The 16,329-nt window shown below is 71.0% G+C and carries 14 protein-coding genes and 1 pseudogene; 11 read left to right on the plus strand and 4 right to left on the minus strand.

Features of this window, described 5'->3' with window-relative positions; translation table 11 throughout:
* The first annotated feature begins 34 nt into the window (after positions 1-34).
* From J7I97_RS05670 to J7I97_RS05680, 3 genes are read left to right on the plus strand one after another with little or no spacing between them, the layout of a single operon-like run.
* Positions 35-718, plus strand: a complete 684-nt coding sequence (locus J7I97_RS05670; protein WP_214931285.1) for a type 1 glutamine amidotransferase domain-containing protein — start codon at positions 35-37, stop codon at positions 716-718.
* Positions 715-2,334, plus strand: coding sequence for an MFS transporter (locus J7I97_RS05675; RefSeq protein ID WP_214931286.1), 1,620 nt, complete (start codon positions 715-717; stop codon positions 2,332-2,334). The genes J7I97_RS05670 and J7I97_RS05675 overlap by 4 nt, the downstream gene beginning before the upstream one ends.
* Complete coding sequence (locus tag J7I97_RS05680; RefSeq protein WP_214931287.1) at positions 2,334-3,302, plus strand: aldo/keto reductase; 969 nt, start codon at positions 2,334-2,336, stop codon at positions 3,300-3,302. Before J7I97_RS05675 ends, J7I97_RS05680 begins: the two co-directional genes overlap by 1 nt.
* Positions 3,303-3,451: 149 nt before the next feature.
* Here the strand turns inward: J7I97_RS05680 and J7I97_RS05685 are convergent, their stop codons facing one another.
* Positions 3,452-4,318 carry a LuxR C-terminal-related transcriptional regulator gene (locus J7I97_RS05685; RefSeq protein ID WP_214931288.1) on the minus strand — a complete coding sequence of 289 codons (867 nt, stop codon included), beginning with the start codon at positions 4,316-4,318 and terminating at the stop codon, positions 3,452-3,454.
* Between the two features lie 551 nt (positions 4,319-4,869).
* Here J7I97_RS05685 and J7I97_RS05690 point away from each other — a divergent pair.
* The 7 genes from J7I97_RS05690 (at position 4,870) to J7I97_RS05720 (ending at position 11,729) form a co-directional block, all read left to right on the plus strand.
* Entirely contained in the window at positions 4,870-6,213 is a 1,344-nt protein-coding gene (locus J7I97_RS05690; protein ID WP_214931289.1) for a sugar phosphate nucleotidyltransferase, read from the plus strand.
* A gap of 43 nt (positions 6,214-6,256) precedes the next feature.
* Positions 6,257-6,958, plus strand: coding sequence for an SDR family oxidoreductase (locus J7I97_RS05695; protein WP_214931290.1), 702 nt, complete (start codon positions 6,257-6,259; stop codon positions 6,956-6,958).
* Positions 6,959-7,244: 286 nt separating this feature from the next.
* The gene (locus J7I97_RS05700; RefSeq protein ID WP_214931291.1) at positions 7,245-8,483 is read left to right on the plus strand and encodes a transposase; all 1,239 of its coding nucleotides are present in this window, start codon (positions 7,245-7,247) and stop codon (positions 8,481-8,483) included.
* Positions 8,484-8,491: 8 nt separating this feature from the next.
* Entirely contained in the window at positions 8,492-9,973 is a 1,482-nt protein-coding gene (locus J7I97_RS05705; protein ID WP_214931292.1) for a phosphotransferase, read from the plus strand.
* Positions 9,974-10,009: 36 nt separating this feature from the next.
* Positions 10,010-10,213, plus strand: a complete 204-nt coding sequence (locus J7I97_RS05710; protein ID WP_214931293.1) for a hypothetical protein — start codon at positions 10,010-10,012, stop codon at positions 10,211-10,213.
* Positions 10,210-10,812 (plus strand): DsbA family protein, encoded by a 603-nt coding sequence (locus J7I97_RS05715; protein ID WP_214931294.1) that lies wholly within the window; start codon positions 10,210-10,212, stop codon positions 10,810-10,812. Before J7I97_RS05710 ends, J7I97_RS05715 begins: the two co-directional genes overlap by 4 nt.
* Positions 10,809-11,729 (plus strand): NAD(P)/FAD-dependent oxidoreductase, encoded by a 921-nt coding sequence (locus J7I97_RS05720; protein WP_214931295.1) that lies wholly within the window; start codon positions 10,809-10,811, stop codon positions 11,727-11,729. Before J7I97_RS05715 ends, J7I97_RS05720 begins: the two co-directional genes overlap by 4 nt.
* A gap of 52 nt (positions 11,730-11,781) precedes the next feature.
* Here the strand turns inward: J7I97_RS05720 and J7I97_RS05725 are convergent, their stop codons facing one another.
* The 3 genes from J7I97_RS05725 to J7I97_RS05735 are packed head-to-tail and all read right to left on the minus strand — an operon-like array spanning position 11,782 to position 15,855.
* Positions 11,782-12,459, minus strand: a complete 678-nt coding sequence (locus tag J7I97_RS05725; protein ID WP_214931296.1) for a response regulator transcription factor — start codon at positions 12,457-12,459, stop codon at positions 11,782-11,784.
* Between the two features lie 2 nt (positions 12,460-12,461).
* Positions 12,462-13,640, minus strand: coding sequence for a sensor histidine kinase (locus tag J7I97_RS05730; RefSeq protein WP_214931297.1), 1,179 nt, complete (start codon positions 13,638-13,640; stop codon positions 12,462-12,464).
* Positions 13,641-13,644: 4 nt separating this feature from the next.
* Positions 13,645-15,855, minus strand: a complete 2,211-nt coding sequence (locus J7I97_RS05735; RefSeq protein ID WP_214931298.1) for an MMPL family transporter — start codon at positions 15,853-15,855, stop codon at positions 13,645-13,647.
* 209 nt (positions 15,856-16,064) lie between these two features.
* Between J7I97_RS05735 and J7I97_RS05740 the strand changes: the two are divergent.
* Positions 16,065-16,238: pseudogene (locus J7I97_RS05740) on the plus strand (SDR family NAD(P)-dependent oxidoreductase); the annotation flags it as partial.
* Positions 16,239-16,329 lie beyond the last annotated feature (91 nt).

A 16,329-nucleotide genomic window follows, 5' to 3' on the forward strand; every position in this document is an offset into this window, starting at 1 on the left:
GAGCACCCCCTGATCACCCCTCGCAGGAGACATCATGTCGCGTACGAAGACGATCCTCATCGTGCTGACCAGCCACGCGGAGCTGGGCAACACCGGGCGCCCCACCGGCTTCTACCTGCCCGAGGTGGCCCACCCCTGGAAGGTGTTCACCGAGGCCGGCCACCGCGTCGACCTGGCGTCGCCCAAGGGCGGCCGCCCGCCGGCCTCCGGAGTCGACACCTCCGACCCGGTCCAGAAGGCCTTCCTGGAGGACCCGGAGATGAGCGCCAAGCTGGAGAACACCCTCCGTCCCGAGGACGTGGACCCCGCGGGCTACGACGCGGTCTTCTTCGCGGGCGGACACGGCACCATGTGGGACTTCGCCGACAACGAGGCGCTCGCCGTGCTCGGCCGGGACGTCTATGAGGCCGGCGGCGTGGTCGCGGCGCTCTGCCACGGCCCCGCGGCCCTGGTCGGCATCCGGCTCTCCGACGGCCGCCCGCTGGTCGAGGGCAAGCGGCTGACGGCCTTCACCAACAACGAGGAGGCCGCGATCGAGCTGACCGACGTGGTCCCGTTCGCCCTCCAGACCGCGCTGGAGGACCTCGGCGCCAAGCACGACGGCGCCGCGAACTTCTCCGCCCACGCGGTGGTCGACGGCCGCCTGGTCACCGGCCAGAACCCGGCCTCGGCCACCGACACCGCCCTGGCGACCGTCCTCGCGCTGGCCGGGGCGTGACCCTTTCCGCCACCGGCCCGGGCCGCCGGCCGGAGACCGTCCTCGACCCGGCGGCGCCGGTCCCCGGGGCCGCTCCGGCCGACCCGCGGCGGTGGCTCGTCCTGGGGGTCGGGCTGATCTGCACCTTCCTGGTGGTCGGCGGGGTCTCCATCGCCAACCTGGCGATGCCCTCCCTCCAGCAGACCCTCCACGTCGGCTTCGGCGCGGTGCAGTTCGTGGTGGCGGGGTACGGCCTGGTGTACGCGATCTTCCTGATCACCGGGGGCCGGCTCGGCGACGTCATGGGCCGCAAGCGGGTCCTGCTGGCCGGCCTGGCGCTGTTCACCGTCGCCGTGCTGGTCAGCGGGCTCGCCCCGAACGCCCCGGTGCTGATCGGCGCCCGGCTGGTGCAGGGGTTCGGGGCCGCGCTGATCTACCCGCAGATCCTGTCGATCATCCAGGACACCTTCGAGGGCAAGGAGCGCAACTTCGCCCTCGGCCTCTTCGGCGCCACCATCGGGGTGGCCATCGTCATCGGCCAGCTCATCGGCGGCGCCCTGATCGAGCTGGACCTGGGCGGGCTGGCCTGGCGCCCGGCCTTCCTGGTGCTGGTGCCGATCGGGGCCGGCGCGTACCTGACCGGGCGGCGCGTGATGGCCGCCGACAGCCCGTCGGGGCGCCCGCACATCGACCTGGCCGGCACCGGCCTGCTCGGTACGGCGCTGCTGCTCCTCGTACTGCCGCTGCTGATCGGTCCGGGGTCGGGCTGGGACTGGTGGATCTGGGCCATGTTCGCGGCCGCCGTCCCGGTCTTCGCGCTGTTCATCCGGTACGAGCAGCGGCTGGTCGCGCGGGACCGCACCCCGCTGCTGCGCCCGTCCCTGTTCCGGCAGCGGGCCTTCAGCGTGGGCATCTCCATCGGCGTCCTGTACTTCATCACCATCGTCGGCCTGGCCGTCTACACCTCGCTGACCTTCCAGGTCGGCCTCGGTCTCGACGCCCTGGAGGCGGGCCTGGCCTTCGCGCCGGTGGGCGTCGCCTTCTTCGTGTCCTCGCTGGTGGTGCCCCGGCTGGTGCCGCGGCTCGGCCGCTCCGTGCTGACCATCGGCCATGTGCTGCTGCTGGGCGGGCTGGTGGCGGCCTGGCTCACCGTGCGTCTGGCCGGGCCGGGCCTTTCGGCGTGGAGCCTCGCGGTGCCGCTGCTGCTGGTCGGCACCGCGCAAGGACTGACCATGTCGCCGCTCATCGGCATCGTGCTGACCGGGATCCGGCCCGACGACAAGGGCTCGGCGTCCGGCGCGCTGACCACGGCGTTCCAGGTGGGGCAGGCACTCGGGGTCGCCGGGATCGGCACGGTCTTCTCCGTGCTCGGCGCGCACCCGGGGCCCGGCGCCGCCACCGACCGCTACCGGGTCGCGTACCAGGCGGCGGTCCTGGTGATGGCGCTGCTCACCCTCGTCTCGCTGCTGCTGGTCTTCCTGCTGCCCCGGCCGCACGACAGCAGGCCCCACCACCACTTCCTGTGGCTGCGGCACGGAAAGCGCACCGGTCTGGCGCACGCCTTTTATATGCTGACGGGCGGTCACGCGGTGGGCAGACTGACCCACTGGTTTCACCACCACGAAGGGAAACACTGATGCGTCAGGTCACTCTGGGCAGCCAGGGGTTAAAGGTCTCCCAGCAGGGTCTCGGCTGTATGGGCATGAGCCAGTCGTACGGTGTCGGCAACGACGTCGAGTCCATCCGCACCATCCACCGGGCCCTCGAACTGGGGGTGACCCTGATCGACACCGCCAACGTGTACGGGGCCACCGGCCTGTACGGGGTCGGCGCCAACGAGAAGCTGGTCGGGCACGCGCTGCGGGAGCGGCGCGACGAGGTGGTCCTCGCCACCAAGTGCGGCATCGTCGACGTCAAGCCCGGCGCCGGCATGCAGCTGCGGGGCGACGCCGAGTACGTCCGCCGCTGCTGCGACGAGTCGCTCCAGCGCCTGGGCGTCGACCACATCGACCTGTACTACCTGCACCGGGTGGACCCCAAGGTCCCGGTCGAGGAGTCCATCGGCGCGATGTCCGAGCTGGTCGCCGCCGGCAAGATCCGCTACGTGGGCGTCTCCGAACTCCCCGCCGACGAGCTGGAGCGGGCCCACGCGGTCCACCCCATCACCGCGGTGCAGAGCGAGTACTCCCTGTGGTCGCGCGGTCTCGAGGAAGCGGTGCTTCCCACAGCCCGCCGCCTCGGCATCGGCCTGGTCCCGTTCTCCCCCCTCGGCCGCGGCTTCCTCACCGGATCCGTCACCTCCCGGGACGAGCTCGACGCCAACGACATGCGCCGCGGCATGCCCCGCTTCGAGCAGCACAACCTGGACGCCAACCAGCGGATCGTCGACATCATCAAGACGATCGCGGCCGAGAAGGACGTCCTGCCGGGCCAGATCGCCCTGGCCTGGGTGCACGCCCAGGGCCATGACATCGTCCCGATCCCCGGCACCAAGCGGGTCTCCTACCTGGAGCAGAACACCGCCGCCGCCGGACTGGAACTCTCCCAGGACGACCTCACCCGGCTGGGCGCCGTCGCCGCCGGAACCAGCGGCGCGCACCGCTGACAGGCGGCCCACCCTGCCGTTGAGCGGCACCCGTGCAATGCGTCAGAGCCGGCCTCGTCACGAGGCCGGCTCTGACCTGTTTCACGGGTCCGGAGACGGGCTTGGTCAGGGCTGGCCCGGTCAGGGGTGGCTCGGTCAGGGCTGCTCGGTCAGGAGTGGCCGGGCGTCTCCTCCAGGAGCTCCGACTGGGCCAGCAGGTAGGCGAGATGGGCCCGGCTGCGGCCCCCGAGCAGCTCCGAGGCCTTCCTGATGTGCGTGGACACCGTGCGGGTGCTGATGCCGATCCGGGTGCCGATGACCGCGTCGGTGTGGCCCTCCACCATGAGGCGCAACACGGTGCGCCGCGTCTCGTCCGTCATCAGCCGGGGCCGGACCTGCTCCGGGGTCATGCTGACCGGCTCGGCGCGCGCCCAGGCGTGGTCGAAGACCTTCACCAAGTACTGGACGACGGCGGGGTGTTCGATGAGCAGCGCCGTGCCGTTGAGGTCGTGGCGGTGGTCCGGGATGAAGGCGGCCCGCCGGTCGAAGACGATGAGACGGTCGAACAGCTCGTTGAGGGTGCGGACTTCGGCGCCGGCGGCGGTGACCTGCTCGATGTAGGCGAGCGTGGGTCCGTGGGCGCGCACCGTGTGCTGGTAGAGGGTGCGCTGCTTGACGCCGCGGCGGGACATCGCGATCTCCTGGGGCAGCGTCCGCACCAGGGCCTCCGGGTCCCTCGAGCCCCCCGGCTGGGCGGTGAGCATCTCCTCGACGCAGATGTCCCGGGCCTGGAGGAGGGCGGACCGGATGACGTCGGAGCCGTGCAACAGCCGCAGCGGGGTGGCCGACTTGCGGTGTTCCTCGCGGTAGACGTCCTCCACCTGCGAAACTGCCTCGTGGATCGCGGCGATGGCGTGCTGGCGGACCAGGACCGCGCGCTCTATGGGGCGTACCAGCTCGCTGGTGGCGATGTCAGGCGGGATCGCGTACCAGAGTGCCGGGTTTTCGGCCAAAGGACGCAGCAGCCCCAACTCCACCAGGCAATCGGGTATATCACCCCCAATCGGTCCTTTCGATAAGCTCTCGCGGTATCGCTCGACCCCCCGGTCGCACGGCCTCACGATATTGGGTTGTGGGTCAATGTCGGGATTTCTGCACATGTGCCCCCCCTTCTTGTTTCAGCAATGCGCAATCACGATGCTAGCGAAACCCGAGTGGCAGGGTTATCTGCGGCATGATTCCTGTGACGGAAGGCCTAACGGGTCTTTCAGCCATAGGGGAGGCAGTCATGAATTTCAACCAAGGAAACGTTAAGAGGTTTGTCGGCGGTCTCGCACTCGCCCTGTCGATTGGATCCGGGGCAGAGATCTCCGCGGGTTACGCCATGGCTTCGCCGTCCACCGGCGCCACGCTGAGTGACTCCAACTGGGGAATTGTTCCTTCCACGAAGATCGGCGGCGGCTACGCCGAGGACGACTCCAACTGGGCCTGATCCCGAAGCGGCCGGGGACCGGTTCGACCACCCGGTCCTCGGCAAGGGCACGTCACATCGGATGTACATAGTTCATCCAATTCGACGGGGGATGCTATGAGTACGGACCGGGAAACAGTCGGCATCATCCTCGCCGGGGGCAGGGGAGAGCGGGCCAAACCGATCACCCTGGAGTCGGCGGACTACATTCGCAGCAAAGCTCTCATTCCGTTTGTCGGCCGGCGCCTCATCGAGTGGGTGCTCGAAGCGTGCCGGGAGCAGGGGATCCGCCGCTTCTACGTGGTGACCCACGGCCTGGAGAACCGGAATCAGATCAAGCTGCTTCTCGGCTACGGCGAGCGCTATGGCGTGGAGATCAGGTATTCACGCTCGCGCTTCGACCGCTACAACGTCGGCTCGGCCGGTGCCACCTTGCACAACCTCGAACAGTGGGACCTTCAGGGACAGGCGCTGGTGCTGCCGGTCGACTCACTCTTCGACTTCGATCTGAAGGCGCTCACGGCGACCCATGCGGAACGCGGCGCCCTGGTGACCGTCGCGGCCGTGGAGCGCACGGCGGACGAGATCGCCGCCAAGTACGGGGTGATGCGGACCGGCCGGGACGGCCTGGTCCAGGGCTTCGTGGAGAAGCCCGACGCCGGGGAGCTGCGCGAGCTGTTCCCCCTGACGGCCGGGGACGCGCGGGCCACCCTGCCCACCAACGCGGGCATGTACCTCGTGGACTGCGGCCGGCTGCGGCTGCTGGCCAGGGACCCGGAGCTGTTCCGGCAGTCCCACCAGCGCCTGGACTGGGGCGGCGACCTGTTGCCCTGGCTGGTCGGACGGGGACATCCGGTGGCCGCTCACGCCATCGGGCGCCTGGGCGACCTCGGGAACGTACCGGACTACCTGGACACCGTGCAGCTCGTGCTCAACGGCGCGTACGAGCAGATGAACCGGTTGATGGCGGATCCGGACGAAGACGCCCCGGTGCGGCGCTGGATCCACGCGAGCAGCCTGCAGACCAAGGACGACGTCACCGGCACCACCCTCGCCCAGAAGATCGAAGAGGGGTCGGTGCTCATCGGACCCGGCGTCCGGATCGGCCGCGATGTGGAGATCGGCTCCGGGGTGCGGCTGGAGCACGCGGACATCGGCGACGGGGCCGAGGTGCGTGAGGGCTCCACCCTGGTCCGGTCCACCGTCGGGGAGTCCGCGGTGATCGGTGCGTACGCCGAGGTGTCGGACAGCTATGTCGGACCCATGGCGGAGGTCCATTCGGAGCGTGACCGTCCGGCTCGCCTGGAGGACCACGCGGCCATCGGCGACGGTGCCGTGCTCTCGCCGGGAACGCGGTTCTCCGGCATCTGCGTCTACCCGCGCCTTCGGGTTCCGGCCCTCACCGGGGTGCCCGCCAGAACGGAACTGCGTAACTCCGACGACATCCTGCGCTGGGCGTGACAGCGACTCGCTCCCGGCGACGCGGCGATTGGAAGTGAGAAGCATGCACGGTCCCATTGCGGTGATCGGTGGTGCCGGCCGGGTCGGTGGTCTTGTGACCCGGCGGCTCCACGAACAAGGTGCCCGCGTACGTGTGGTCAGCCGGACCCCGGAGCACGGGCCGGCCCCGCTGCCCCGCGGGGTCGAGGTGTACCGGGCGGACGTGCGGTACACGGACAGCCTCGCCGACGCGCTGCGCGGCTGCGCGGGCATCATCTTCAGCGTGGAGCCGGGCACCGCGGACTCCGGTCCCGACTCGCCCGAGTCCACCGTGTACGACGGTGTCCGCAACGCGCTGGCCGCCGCCCTGGAGCAGGGCGGGCGCCCGCACTTCGTCCTGGTCAGCCAGATCTTCGTGACCCGTCGCGAGCACCCGATGAACTCCTACGGCAGGCTGCTCGACTGGCGGCTGCGCGGGGAGGACGCGGTACGCGGCTCGGGCCTGCCGTACACGGTCGTACGGCCCAGCTGGCTCACGGACGACGCGTCCGTCGGAGCCCGGGTCCGCCTGGAGCAGGAGGACCGGGGCTACGGCTGGGTGTCCAGGGCTTCGGTGGCGCAGGCCTGTGTACAGGCGCTGCGTACCCCGCAGGCCACGGGCCGGACCTTCGAGCTCTACAGCGAGCCCGGGGAGGCGCCGGCCGACTGGCCGTCGCTGTTCGGCCGGCTCACCCCGGACCGGGTGCTCGAACGCCGGGTCGCCTGAACGCCGGGTTGCCTGAACGCCGACTGCCCGAACACCGGGTGGCCTGAACGCCGGGCTGCCCGAACGGCGGGTGGCCCAGGCGCCGCCCGAGGCCGGAAACGGCCCGTTGACGACGAGGGCGGACACCCGACCGTCCGCCCCGTCCCTTCTCCCGTCGGGCACTTCCCCCGTGCCGACGGGTCCCGGAACCGGGGCCGGCCGGGTCCCCGCGGCGACCCGCGGCGGCCGCCGGCCCCGGTCTCCGATGCGAGGCCATCCAGTGCTGCGCCCTTCAAAAGACCGTCCTGTGGCCTCGACGAACCTCGAATTTCCGTGGAAAGGGCTGGTAATAGCCGTGGAACGTGAGCAGGAACTGCCCTACAAGATTTCACCGGAGATTGTCACCGAGTTTCTGGCCAGGACACTTGCGTCGATTCCGCGAAGTGACCAGCGGCGCTGGGGTGACCTGTATGTGCGGGGACTGCTCTCGGTCGAAGGCAAGAAGACCATGCGGGCGCTGGCGAGCAATGCCGACGGCAGCACCGAGCAGAGCCTGTATCAGTTCATCAGTAAATCACCTTGGGATGCTCTCCCGGTACGCCAGGAGCTGGCCCGGTTATTCCAGCGGCATACCCAGCCGCGTGCATGGGTCGTGCAGCCACTCGTGATCACCAAGGTGGGACGGCATTCGGTCGGCGTCGAGCGGCAGTTCGTCTCGCAATTCGGGCGGGTCGTCAACTGCCAGCAGGCCATGGGGGTGTGGCTGGCCTCGGACCAGATGAGCTGCCCCGTCGACTGGCGCCTGGTGCTGCCCGAGTGCTGGACCGACGAACCCGGAATGCGCGAGAGGGCGTCGATTCCGGACAACGTGGGTGCCTGCCCGCCCGAGAAGTGCGCTATCGACTCGATCACCGAGATGTCGAACGAGTGGAGCCTGCACAGCCGGCCCGTGGTGATGGACCTGCGGGAGACCGATCCGTATCCGGTCTGCCGTGATTTGGCCGAGCGCCGGATTCCGTTCGTGGTGCGCGTCAGCCCGGTCACCCCGTACACCTCGCTGGATCCGCGGCAGTCGCGCCCCGGCCAGGGCGGCGCGCACTCCGAGCTGATCGGGGCGCTGAGCCGGCACCAGATGCCCGTCGAATGGCTCGACCACGCCACCGACACGCTCCGCGCGACCTCAGTCGGCGCGACCCGGGTCCGGCTGGTCAACCGCCAGGCGGCGGCGAACCGGCAGGAGTTCATGCTGCTCGGGGCCTGGTCGACGCCGGGACAGCCCCGTCCGGACGAGTTCTGGCTCTCCAACTTCCCGCAGTCGCAGATCGGCACGGCCTACCGCACCGCGATGCTCAGCCGCCGGGTCGAACGCGATCTGGCGGAGGTCAGCGATCCGCTGGGCGTCCGCGACTTCGAGGGGCGCTCGTTCCGCGGCTGGCACCACCACATGACGATGGTCTCGCTCGCGCACGCCATCACGATGCTGGCGACCCCGCAGAGCGCGCGCTCCCTGTCCGACCCCCGCATGGTGGGGGCGTCCGCGGCATGACACTCCCCATGGACAGCATCGAGACAGGCAGTGCCGGGTCGGACCGTCTGGAAGTGGAGTGGATCACCGGGGAGCTGCGCAGGCTGCTCCCCGGCTGGATCCTCGGCCGGCGCTGGTTCGCGGGCAAGGACCGCGCCCGTGTGGAGGTGGAGCCGGTCCTCGTCGACGTGGTCTCGCGCGGAGAACCGGAACTGGTGCAGGTGGTCGTCCGCGTCCCGGGAACCCGGGCCGGCTCGGACGACTGGTACCAGCTGCTGCTCGGCGTGCGCTCCGTCCTCCCAGCCCACCTCGCGGAAGCCGAGATCGGGCGCAGCGCGGCGGCCGGCGGTCGCGTCCTGTACGACGCGACCGCCGACCCGGAGCTGATGGGCCGGCTGCTCGACCTGCTCGTATCCGAGCGGGACGACGGCACGGTGGAGTTCCACCGCACCCCCGGCGCCGACATCCCGCGCGGGCTGCCCGCCAGGGTGCTGAACGGGGAGCAGTCCAACACCTCCGTGGCCTTCGGCGACCGGATGATCTTCAAGGTGCTGCGGCATCTAGTGCCCGGCCCCAGCCCCGAGCTGGAGATGCTGACCGCGCTGGGGCGGGCCGGTAACGTGCCGAGCGCGGCCCCGCTCGGCTGGATGCGGACGGCACCGGACAGCCCGGGCGGCGAGATCACCCTCGGCATCCTCCAGGAGTTCATCCCCTCCCGCGGCGACGGCTGGGCCATCGCCGTCGAGGAGGCCAGGGCCTGTATCGCCGGGGAGTGCGAGACGATCTCCCCGCTCGGCGGCTTCACCGAGGAGGCCCGCGCCCTGGGCCGGGCCACGGCCGAGGTGCACGCCGCACTCGCGGGGCAGCTCGGCACCCGGTCGCTGACCGTCGGGGAGTCGGAGCAGCTCGTCGCCGGACTCACCGAGCGACTGGAGACCGCGCTGGCCGAGGTGCCCGCCCTGCTGCCGCTCGCCCGTCAGCTGCGCGGCATGTACCGGGACCTCGCCGAGGTCGCCCGAAAGGACGGGGCGCTCGTCACCCAGCGCGTCCACGGCGACCTGCACCTGGGCCAGGTGCTGCGCGCCGAACGGGGCTGGGTGCTGATCGACTTCGAGGGCGAGCCGGGGCGGCCGCCCGAGGAGCGCCGGCGGCTTCAGCCCGCGCTGCGCGATGTGGCCGCGATGCTCCGGTCCTTCGACTACGCGGCCCACCACGCGCTCGCCGGGGTGCTCGGCGTACCGCCGGGCGAACAGGCGTTGGGGGATCCGCGGGGGATGCGGCTCGCGCGCCGGGCCTCGGCCTGGGCGGTGCACAACCGGCGGTCGTTCTGCGCGGGATACGCCGAGGCGGGCGGCGCCGACCCCAGGTGCCTGCCCGTGCTGCTGCGCACCTTCGAGGCGGACAAGGCCGTGTACGAGGCCCGCTACGAGGCCCACAGCCGGCCCGAATGGCTCGCCATCCCGCTGGCCGCGGTGCGCCGGCTCACCAACTGGCAGCGGAACGCCGGCTGATCGGCCCGGCCGGCCCCCTGACGACGAATGGGAACCATGATCCATCCATCTGCATACGAGCACCTGGTCAAGGCCTATGACATCCGGGGGCTGGTCCCCGAGGAGTTCGACGAGGCGGCCGCCCACACCATCGGCGCCGCCTTCGTGACGCTGACCGGCGCGGACCGGATCGCCGTCGCACGCGATATGCGCGGCCGGGTGCGGACGGCCGCCCCGCGGAACACGGAGGTGGTCGTATGACCGGCGTCGTCGACTTCTGGTTCGACCCGATCTGCCCGTGGTCCTGGCAGACCTCCCGCTGGATGCTCGAAGTGGTGCGGCTGCGCCCGGTCACCCCGCGGTGGCACGTGATGAGCCTGGCCGTGCTCCAGGACAATCCCCGACTGCCGCGCGCCTACCGGGAGATGCTGCTGGAGGCGCGCGGTCCGGCCCGGGTCTGCGCCGCGGCCAGGGCCGAGCACGGGGACGAGGTGCTCGGCCGGCTCTACACGGCGCTGGGCACGCGTTTCCACGAGCGGGGGCTTCCGCAGAGCAGGGAGGTCGTCGAGGACGCCCTGCGCGAGGCGGGGCTGCCGGCCCGGCTGTCCGACGCGCTGAGTTCGCGTACCTACGAGGAGGCCCTCCTCCTGTCGCACAAGGCGGCGGTCGCCCTGGTCGGCGACGAGGCCGGCACCCCGGTGCTGGCGCTGGAGGGGCCGCCCGGTACCGGCCAGGCCGCCTTCTTCGGGCCGGTGGTGACGCCCGTACCGCGCGGTGAGGACGCGGCCCGGCTCTGGGACGGCGTGGTCCTCGTCGCCTCCACACCCGGTTTCTACGAGATCAAGAGGAGCCGGACGTGAGCGCCACAGCAGACGTCGCCATCGTGGGCGGCGGGCCCGCGGGGCTGTCCGCGGCCATCTACCTGGCCCGCTACAACCGGGAGGTGCTGGTCTTCGACACCGGCCACGGCCGCTCGACCCACCACCAGGTCAACCACAACTACCTGGGCTTCCCGGACGGGATCCCCACGGTCGAACTGCGCAGGCTGGGCTCCGAGCAGCTGGCCCGTTACCCCAACGCCCGGGTGGCCCACCACCTGATCACCGCCGTGGAGGGCGACGCGGAACGCGGCTTCACCCTGCGCTCGCAGGGGCACAGCTGGCAGGCCCGCACGGTGGTGCTCGCGACCGGCGTGCTCGACCACTTCCCGCACTTCCCGCACTGGGAGTCGTACGTGGGCCGGTCGATGTTCTGGTGCATCACCTGCGACGGCTACGAGAACCGGGGCCGCAGCATCCTGGTCGTCGGGCACACGGACGCCGCGGCCGGCGAGGCGATGCAGCTGCACAGCCTCACGGACCGGGTGCGGCTGCTGACCAACAGCCACAGCGACGAGATCAGCGACACGTTCCGGGCCCGCCTGGAAGCCGCGGGCATCCCGGTGGTCCACGACCGCATCGCGGAGCCGGAGGGGAAGGACGGCCTGTTCACCGCCATCCACACCCGGGGCGGTCTGCGGCTGGAACTGGACGCCCTGTTCTCCATCCAGGGGGCCACGCCCGAGACGGTGCTCGCCCGGCAGCTGGGTGTCGACCTGGCCGCCTCCGGCTATGTCGCGGTCGACACCGAGCAGAAGACCTCGGTGCCCGGGGTGTACGCGGCGGGCGACCTCACCGCGCTCCACTCCCACCAGGTCACCGCCGCCGTGCACGAGGGCGCGCAGGCGGCGTCGGCCGCGAACTACTTCCTGTACCCGCCGGAGCTCAAGGCCGACTGATGCGGGTCCGACAGATGTTTCACGTGAAACAGACGATGTTTCACGTGAAACATCAGCCGCGGTCGGGGCGGCGCACCAGCAGTCCGCGCTCCAGGGCGACGACCACGGCGTGGGTGCGGTCGCTGACGTCGAGCTTGGCGAAGACCCGAAGCAGGTGGGTCTTGACCGTGGCCTCGGCGATGACCAGGCGTTTGCCGATGTCGCCGTTGGAGAGCCCGTCGGCGACGGCGTTCAGCACGTCCAGCTCGCGGGCGGTCAGCACCACGGGGGCGGGCTGGCGCATCCGGGCCACCAGGCGTTCGGCGACCCGGGGGGCGAGCACCGTCTCGCCGCGGGCCGCGGAGCGGATGGCGTCCACGAGCTGCTCGCGGGTGGTGTCCTTGAGCAGGTAGCCGATGGCGCCGGCCTCGACGGCGCGTTCGATCTCCACGTCCGTGTCGTACGTGGTGAGGATCAGGACGCGGGTCGGGGCCGGTCCGGCGACGATCTCGGTGGTGGCGGCGACCCCGTCCAGGACCGGCATCCGCAGGTCGATCAGGGCCACGTCGGGGCGCAGGGACTCGACGAGCCCGACGGCCTCGCGGCCGTTGTCGGCCTCGCCCACGACGGCGATCGACGGCTCCGGCGCGAGCAGGGCGAGAACTCCGGCGCGCATCACCGAGTGGTCGTCCACCACGATGACCCGGATCCTCTCGCTGTCGCCGGGGCGGGTGTCGGAGGTCGTCTTCATGGTCAGGCCTGTCCGTTCGTGTGGATCGTGGCGAGGATGCGGGTGCCGTCCCCGAGCGAGCTGGTCACCGTCAGATCGCCGCCGAGCTCCGCGAGCCGCTTGCGCATGCCGTCCAGGCCGAAGCCCTTGGAGTCCTCGACCACGAACCCGCGCCCGTCGTCGGTGATCTCCAGCTCGATGGCCTGCGGATACTGGGTGAGGACCACGCCCACCGTGGTGGCGGCCGCGTGCTTGCGCACGTTGGCCAGCGATTCCTGCGTGCAGCGCAGCAGCGCGATACGGGTCTGCTGGTCGCAGTCGATGTCCGCCGGGAGCTCCGCCTCGACGGTGAGGCCGGTGTCCTGGGTGAAGCGGTCCAGGGTGCGGCGCAGGGTGACCGCGACCGAGCCGGGGGCCAGGCCGCTCTGCGGGGCGGAGCCCACCAGCACCCGGGCCTCGGCGAAGTTCTCGCGGGCGGTCTGCTCGATGGAGACCAGCTGCTGCGCGCTGCGCTCCGGGTCGGAGGCGATCGTCGAGCGGGCCGCCTCCGCCAGCACGATGATCGAGGCGAAGCCCTGGGCGAGGGTGTCGTGGATCTCGCGGGCCAGCCGCTCCCGCTCGTCCGCCGCGCCCTGCTGCCGGTGTGCCTCGGCGAGGCGGGCCTGCGCGCTCTCCAGTTCGGCGCCCAGCAGACCGGCCCGGGCGTCGCTGTCGGCGAGGAGCCGGTGGATCAGCAGGCCGATCAGGACCGAGGCTGCGTATCCGAGGAAGACGAAGACGACGTTGCCGGTGAGGGATTCGTCGGTCCGCAGGGTGCTGCCGACCACGGTGGCCGCGGCGGCGGCCCCGCTGAGGACGATCGAGGCGCGGATGCCGGAGGCGAAGAGCCAGAACTGCGGGAGGGAGACGATGAACAGGGCCGCCCCGCCGCCCGGCAGCCCTCCCATGGCCCCCAGACCGAGGGCGAGGAGGGCCAGGTAGGCCTGCGGCCGCAGGACGGGATTGTCCGGAAACCGGCGTACGGCCGTGTAGCAGAAGGCGAGGACGGCGAGGAGGGCCAGCGCCCCCCACTTGGGTGCTCCCGAGTCGTTCTCCACCCCGATGACGGAGGGGATCAGACCGAGGAGCACCCATGCCGCGGCGTACCAGCCGTGGAACGTCTGGACGGGTAACCGGTCGGTGAGCTGCGGCCGTTCAGTCATGCGGTCAGCCTACGTTCGTGAGCTGACGGCCCGTTGACGTCTTGGGGCCGACCTGGCGCATACCGCGCGACGGCCACCAGTTCCATTCGCCGAGCAGGAGCATCAGGGCGGGCAGGATCAGGATGCGGATCACGAAGGCGTCCAGCAGGACCGCGGCCGCCAGGCTGAAGCCGATCTGCTTCATCTCGATCAGGTGGAGGGAGGCGAAGCTGGCGAACACGGTCACCATGACCACGGCGGCGCTGGTGACCACGCCGGCCGAGCTGCCGATCCCGTCCAGGACGGCCTGGCGGGTCGGTATCCCGTTCATGGCGGCTTCCCGGATCCGGCTGATCACGAAGACCTGGTAGTCCATCGAGAGCCCGAAGAGGATCACGAAGAGGAAGAGCGGGACCCGCGAGCCGATGGAGCCGGTGGAGTTGAAGTCGAGGATTCCCTCGGCCCATTCGTTCTGGAAGACCAGCACCAGCAGGCCGAGCGAGGCGAGCGCGGAGAGCAGGTTGAGGAGGATGCCGACCAGGCCGAGGACGACGGAGCGGAAGGCCCACACGGTCATCGCGAAGGTGACCAGGAGCAGCGCCCCGATGATCAGCGGCAGCTTCTCCTTCTGGTGCGCGGGGTAGTCGGCGTAGCGGGCGACGTCGCCGGTGACGGCCACCTCGGCGCCGGACAGCTTGCCGACGGTGGCGGGGACGTAGGAGCCGCGCAGGTGCTTCAGGGAGTCCTGGGCCTCGGGGGAGCTGACGAAGTGGGGGACCGCCATCTCCAGCATCGTGATCCGGCCGTCGGGGGAGTGGGTCAGGACCGGCTGCCCGCTGATCGCGGGGTCCTTGGCGGCCTGGCCGGCGAGGTCGAGGAGGGCGCCGGAGACTTCCTCGCGGCGGTCCGCGTCGGCTCGTACGACGATCTGGTGCATGCCCTTGAGCTCGGGGTAGGCGGCCATCATCCGGTCGTAGGTCTGCATGGCGCCGATGGAGCGGGAGTGGGTCTCGCGGCCCATCTCGGTGAGGTTCAGGTTCAGGACGGGCAGGGCGAGGGCGAGCATGGCCAGGGTGGCGACGGCCAGGGTGGCGACGGGGTGCTTGGCGGTGGGACGCAGTACGGCGGCCGTGAGGCGGCCGGCGCCGGTCTTGGGCTGCTTGACGCGCAGGGTCTTGCCCTTGGCGGCGGCGCGGGCCTGCTTGCGGGCCGTGCGGCGCTCGGCGCGCTCGCCGAGCTTGGCCAGCAGGGCGGGGAGCACGGTCAGGGAGCTGAGGACGGCGACGAGGGTGACGACGATGGCACCGGTGGCGATGGAGGAGAAGATGACGTCGTCGGCGAGGAACAGGGTGGCGCTGGAGATGGCGACGGCGAGTCCGGAGATGACCACGGCCCGGCCGGAGGTGGCGGCGGCGAGTTCGACGACGGCCTGCGGGGAGAGGCTGCCGCCCGCCCGGGCCCGTTCCTCGCGTTCCCGCTTGAGGTAGAAGAGGGTGTAGTCGACGCCGACGGCCAGGCCGATCAGCAGGATGACGTTGGTTCCGACGCCGGCGTCGGGGAAGGCGTGCGAGGCGAGCATCGACAGGCCCACCGCGGCGACGATCGAGGAGAGCGCCAGCAGCAGCGGGACGATGGCCATGGCGATGGAGCTGAAGACGAGCATCAGGGTGATCAGGGTGACGGGCAGGGCGATGACCTCGGTGCGGGCCAGGTCGTCACTGCGGAGCTGGTCGACGCCCTTGCTGATGGAGGGGGAGCCGACCTCCTCCAGCCACAGCCCCGGGTAGGCGTCCTGGACGGCGGCGGTCTGTGCGAGGAGCGCGTCGACGTGCTGCTTGCCGTCGAATTCGGCGCCCTTCATGGTGACGTCCACGCGGAAGGCGGAGCCGTCGGCGGCGGGGACCGGGTCGGCCACGGAGGCGACTTCGGGAAGCTTGCGCATCCGGTCGCCGATGTCACGGGCGGCCGCGTCGGCCTGGGCCTTGTCGAAGGCGCCGGCGCCGGGCTTGGCGTGGATCAGGACGCGCTCGACGGGCTTCTGCTGGAGGCCGCCTTCGGTGGCGATGGCCTCGGCGCGGCCCGCCTCGCCGATCCGGAAGTCCTCGCTGGTCGCGGGGTTGGCCCCGATCGTGATGCCCGCGCCTAAGCAGAGGACGACGAAGAGGAGCCAGCCGGTGATTGCGCGCCAGGGGTTCTGGGCGCTCCATCGGGCCATGCGTACGGTGGGGTTCGTCATGACATACATGCTGGTCGGAGCGGGGGTGCGGAGGACAGGCTCGACCGGTTGAACCTCGTGTCCACCAACTGGTGGACCCCGGGGGCCGGTCCGAAACGGAAGCGGAGCCTGGCCTCTCGTGGGGCAGGTGTGGGCATGCGAGGGCCCATGCAATTATTCGCTTCCTCCCCGATGAGGGTAGACCTTGCCGCTGGCGGCAGGGTTGCACGATGACCGGCATGAACAGCACCGCACCGCCGAGCAGCAGGATCGTCGTCGTCACCGGAGCCGGCACCGGCATCGGCCGGGCAACCGCCCGCGCCTTTGCGGCCGAAGGCGCCCACGTGGTCGCGATCGGACGGCGAATCGAACCGCTCAAGGAGACGGCGACCGGGCACGACCGGACGGGCGTAGTCGCTCGTCCCGGGGGCCGGGGCGCTCCGGGTGCGGGGGTGGGCCCCGGCGCGCGTCAGGGGGGCGCGGCCGGGGACAGCC

Origin of the sequence: Streptomyces sp. ISL-87 (genome assembly GCF_018614095.1) — a bacterium.
Taxonomy (GTDB): Bacteria; Actinomycetota; Actinomycetes; order Streptomycetales; family Streptomycetaceae; genus Streptomyces.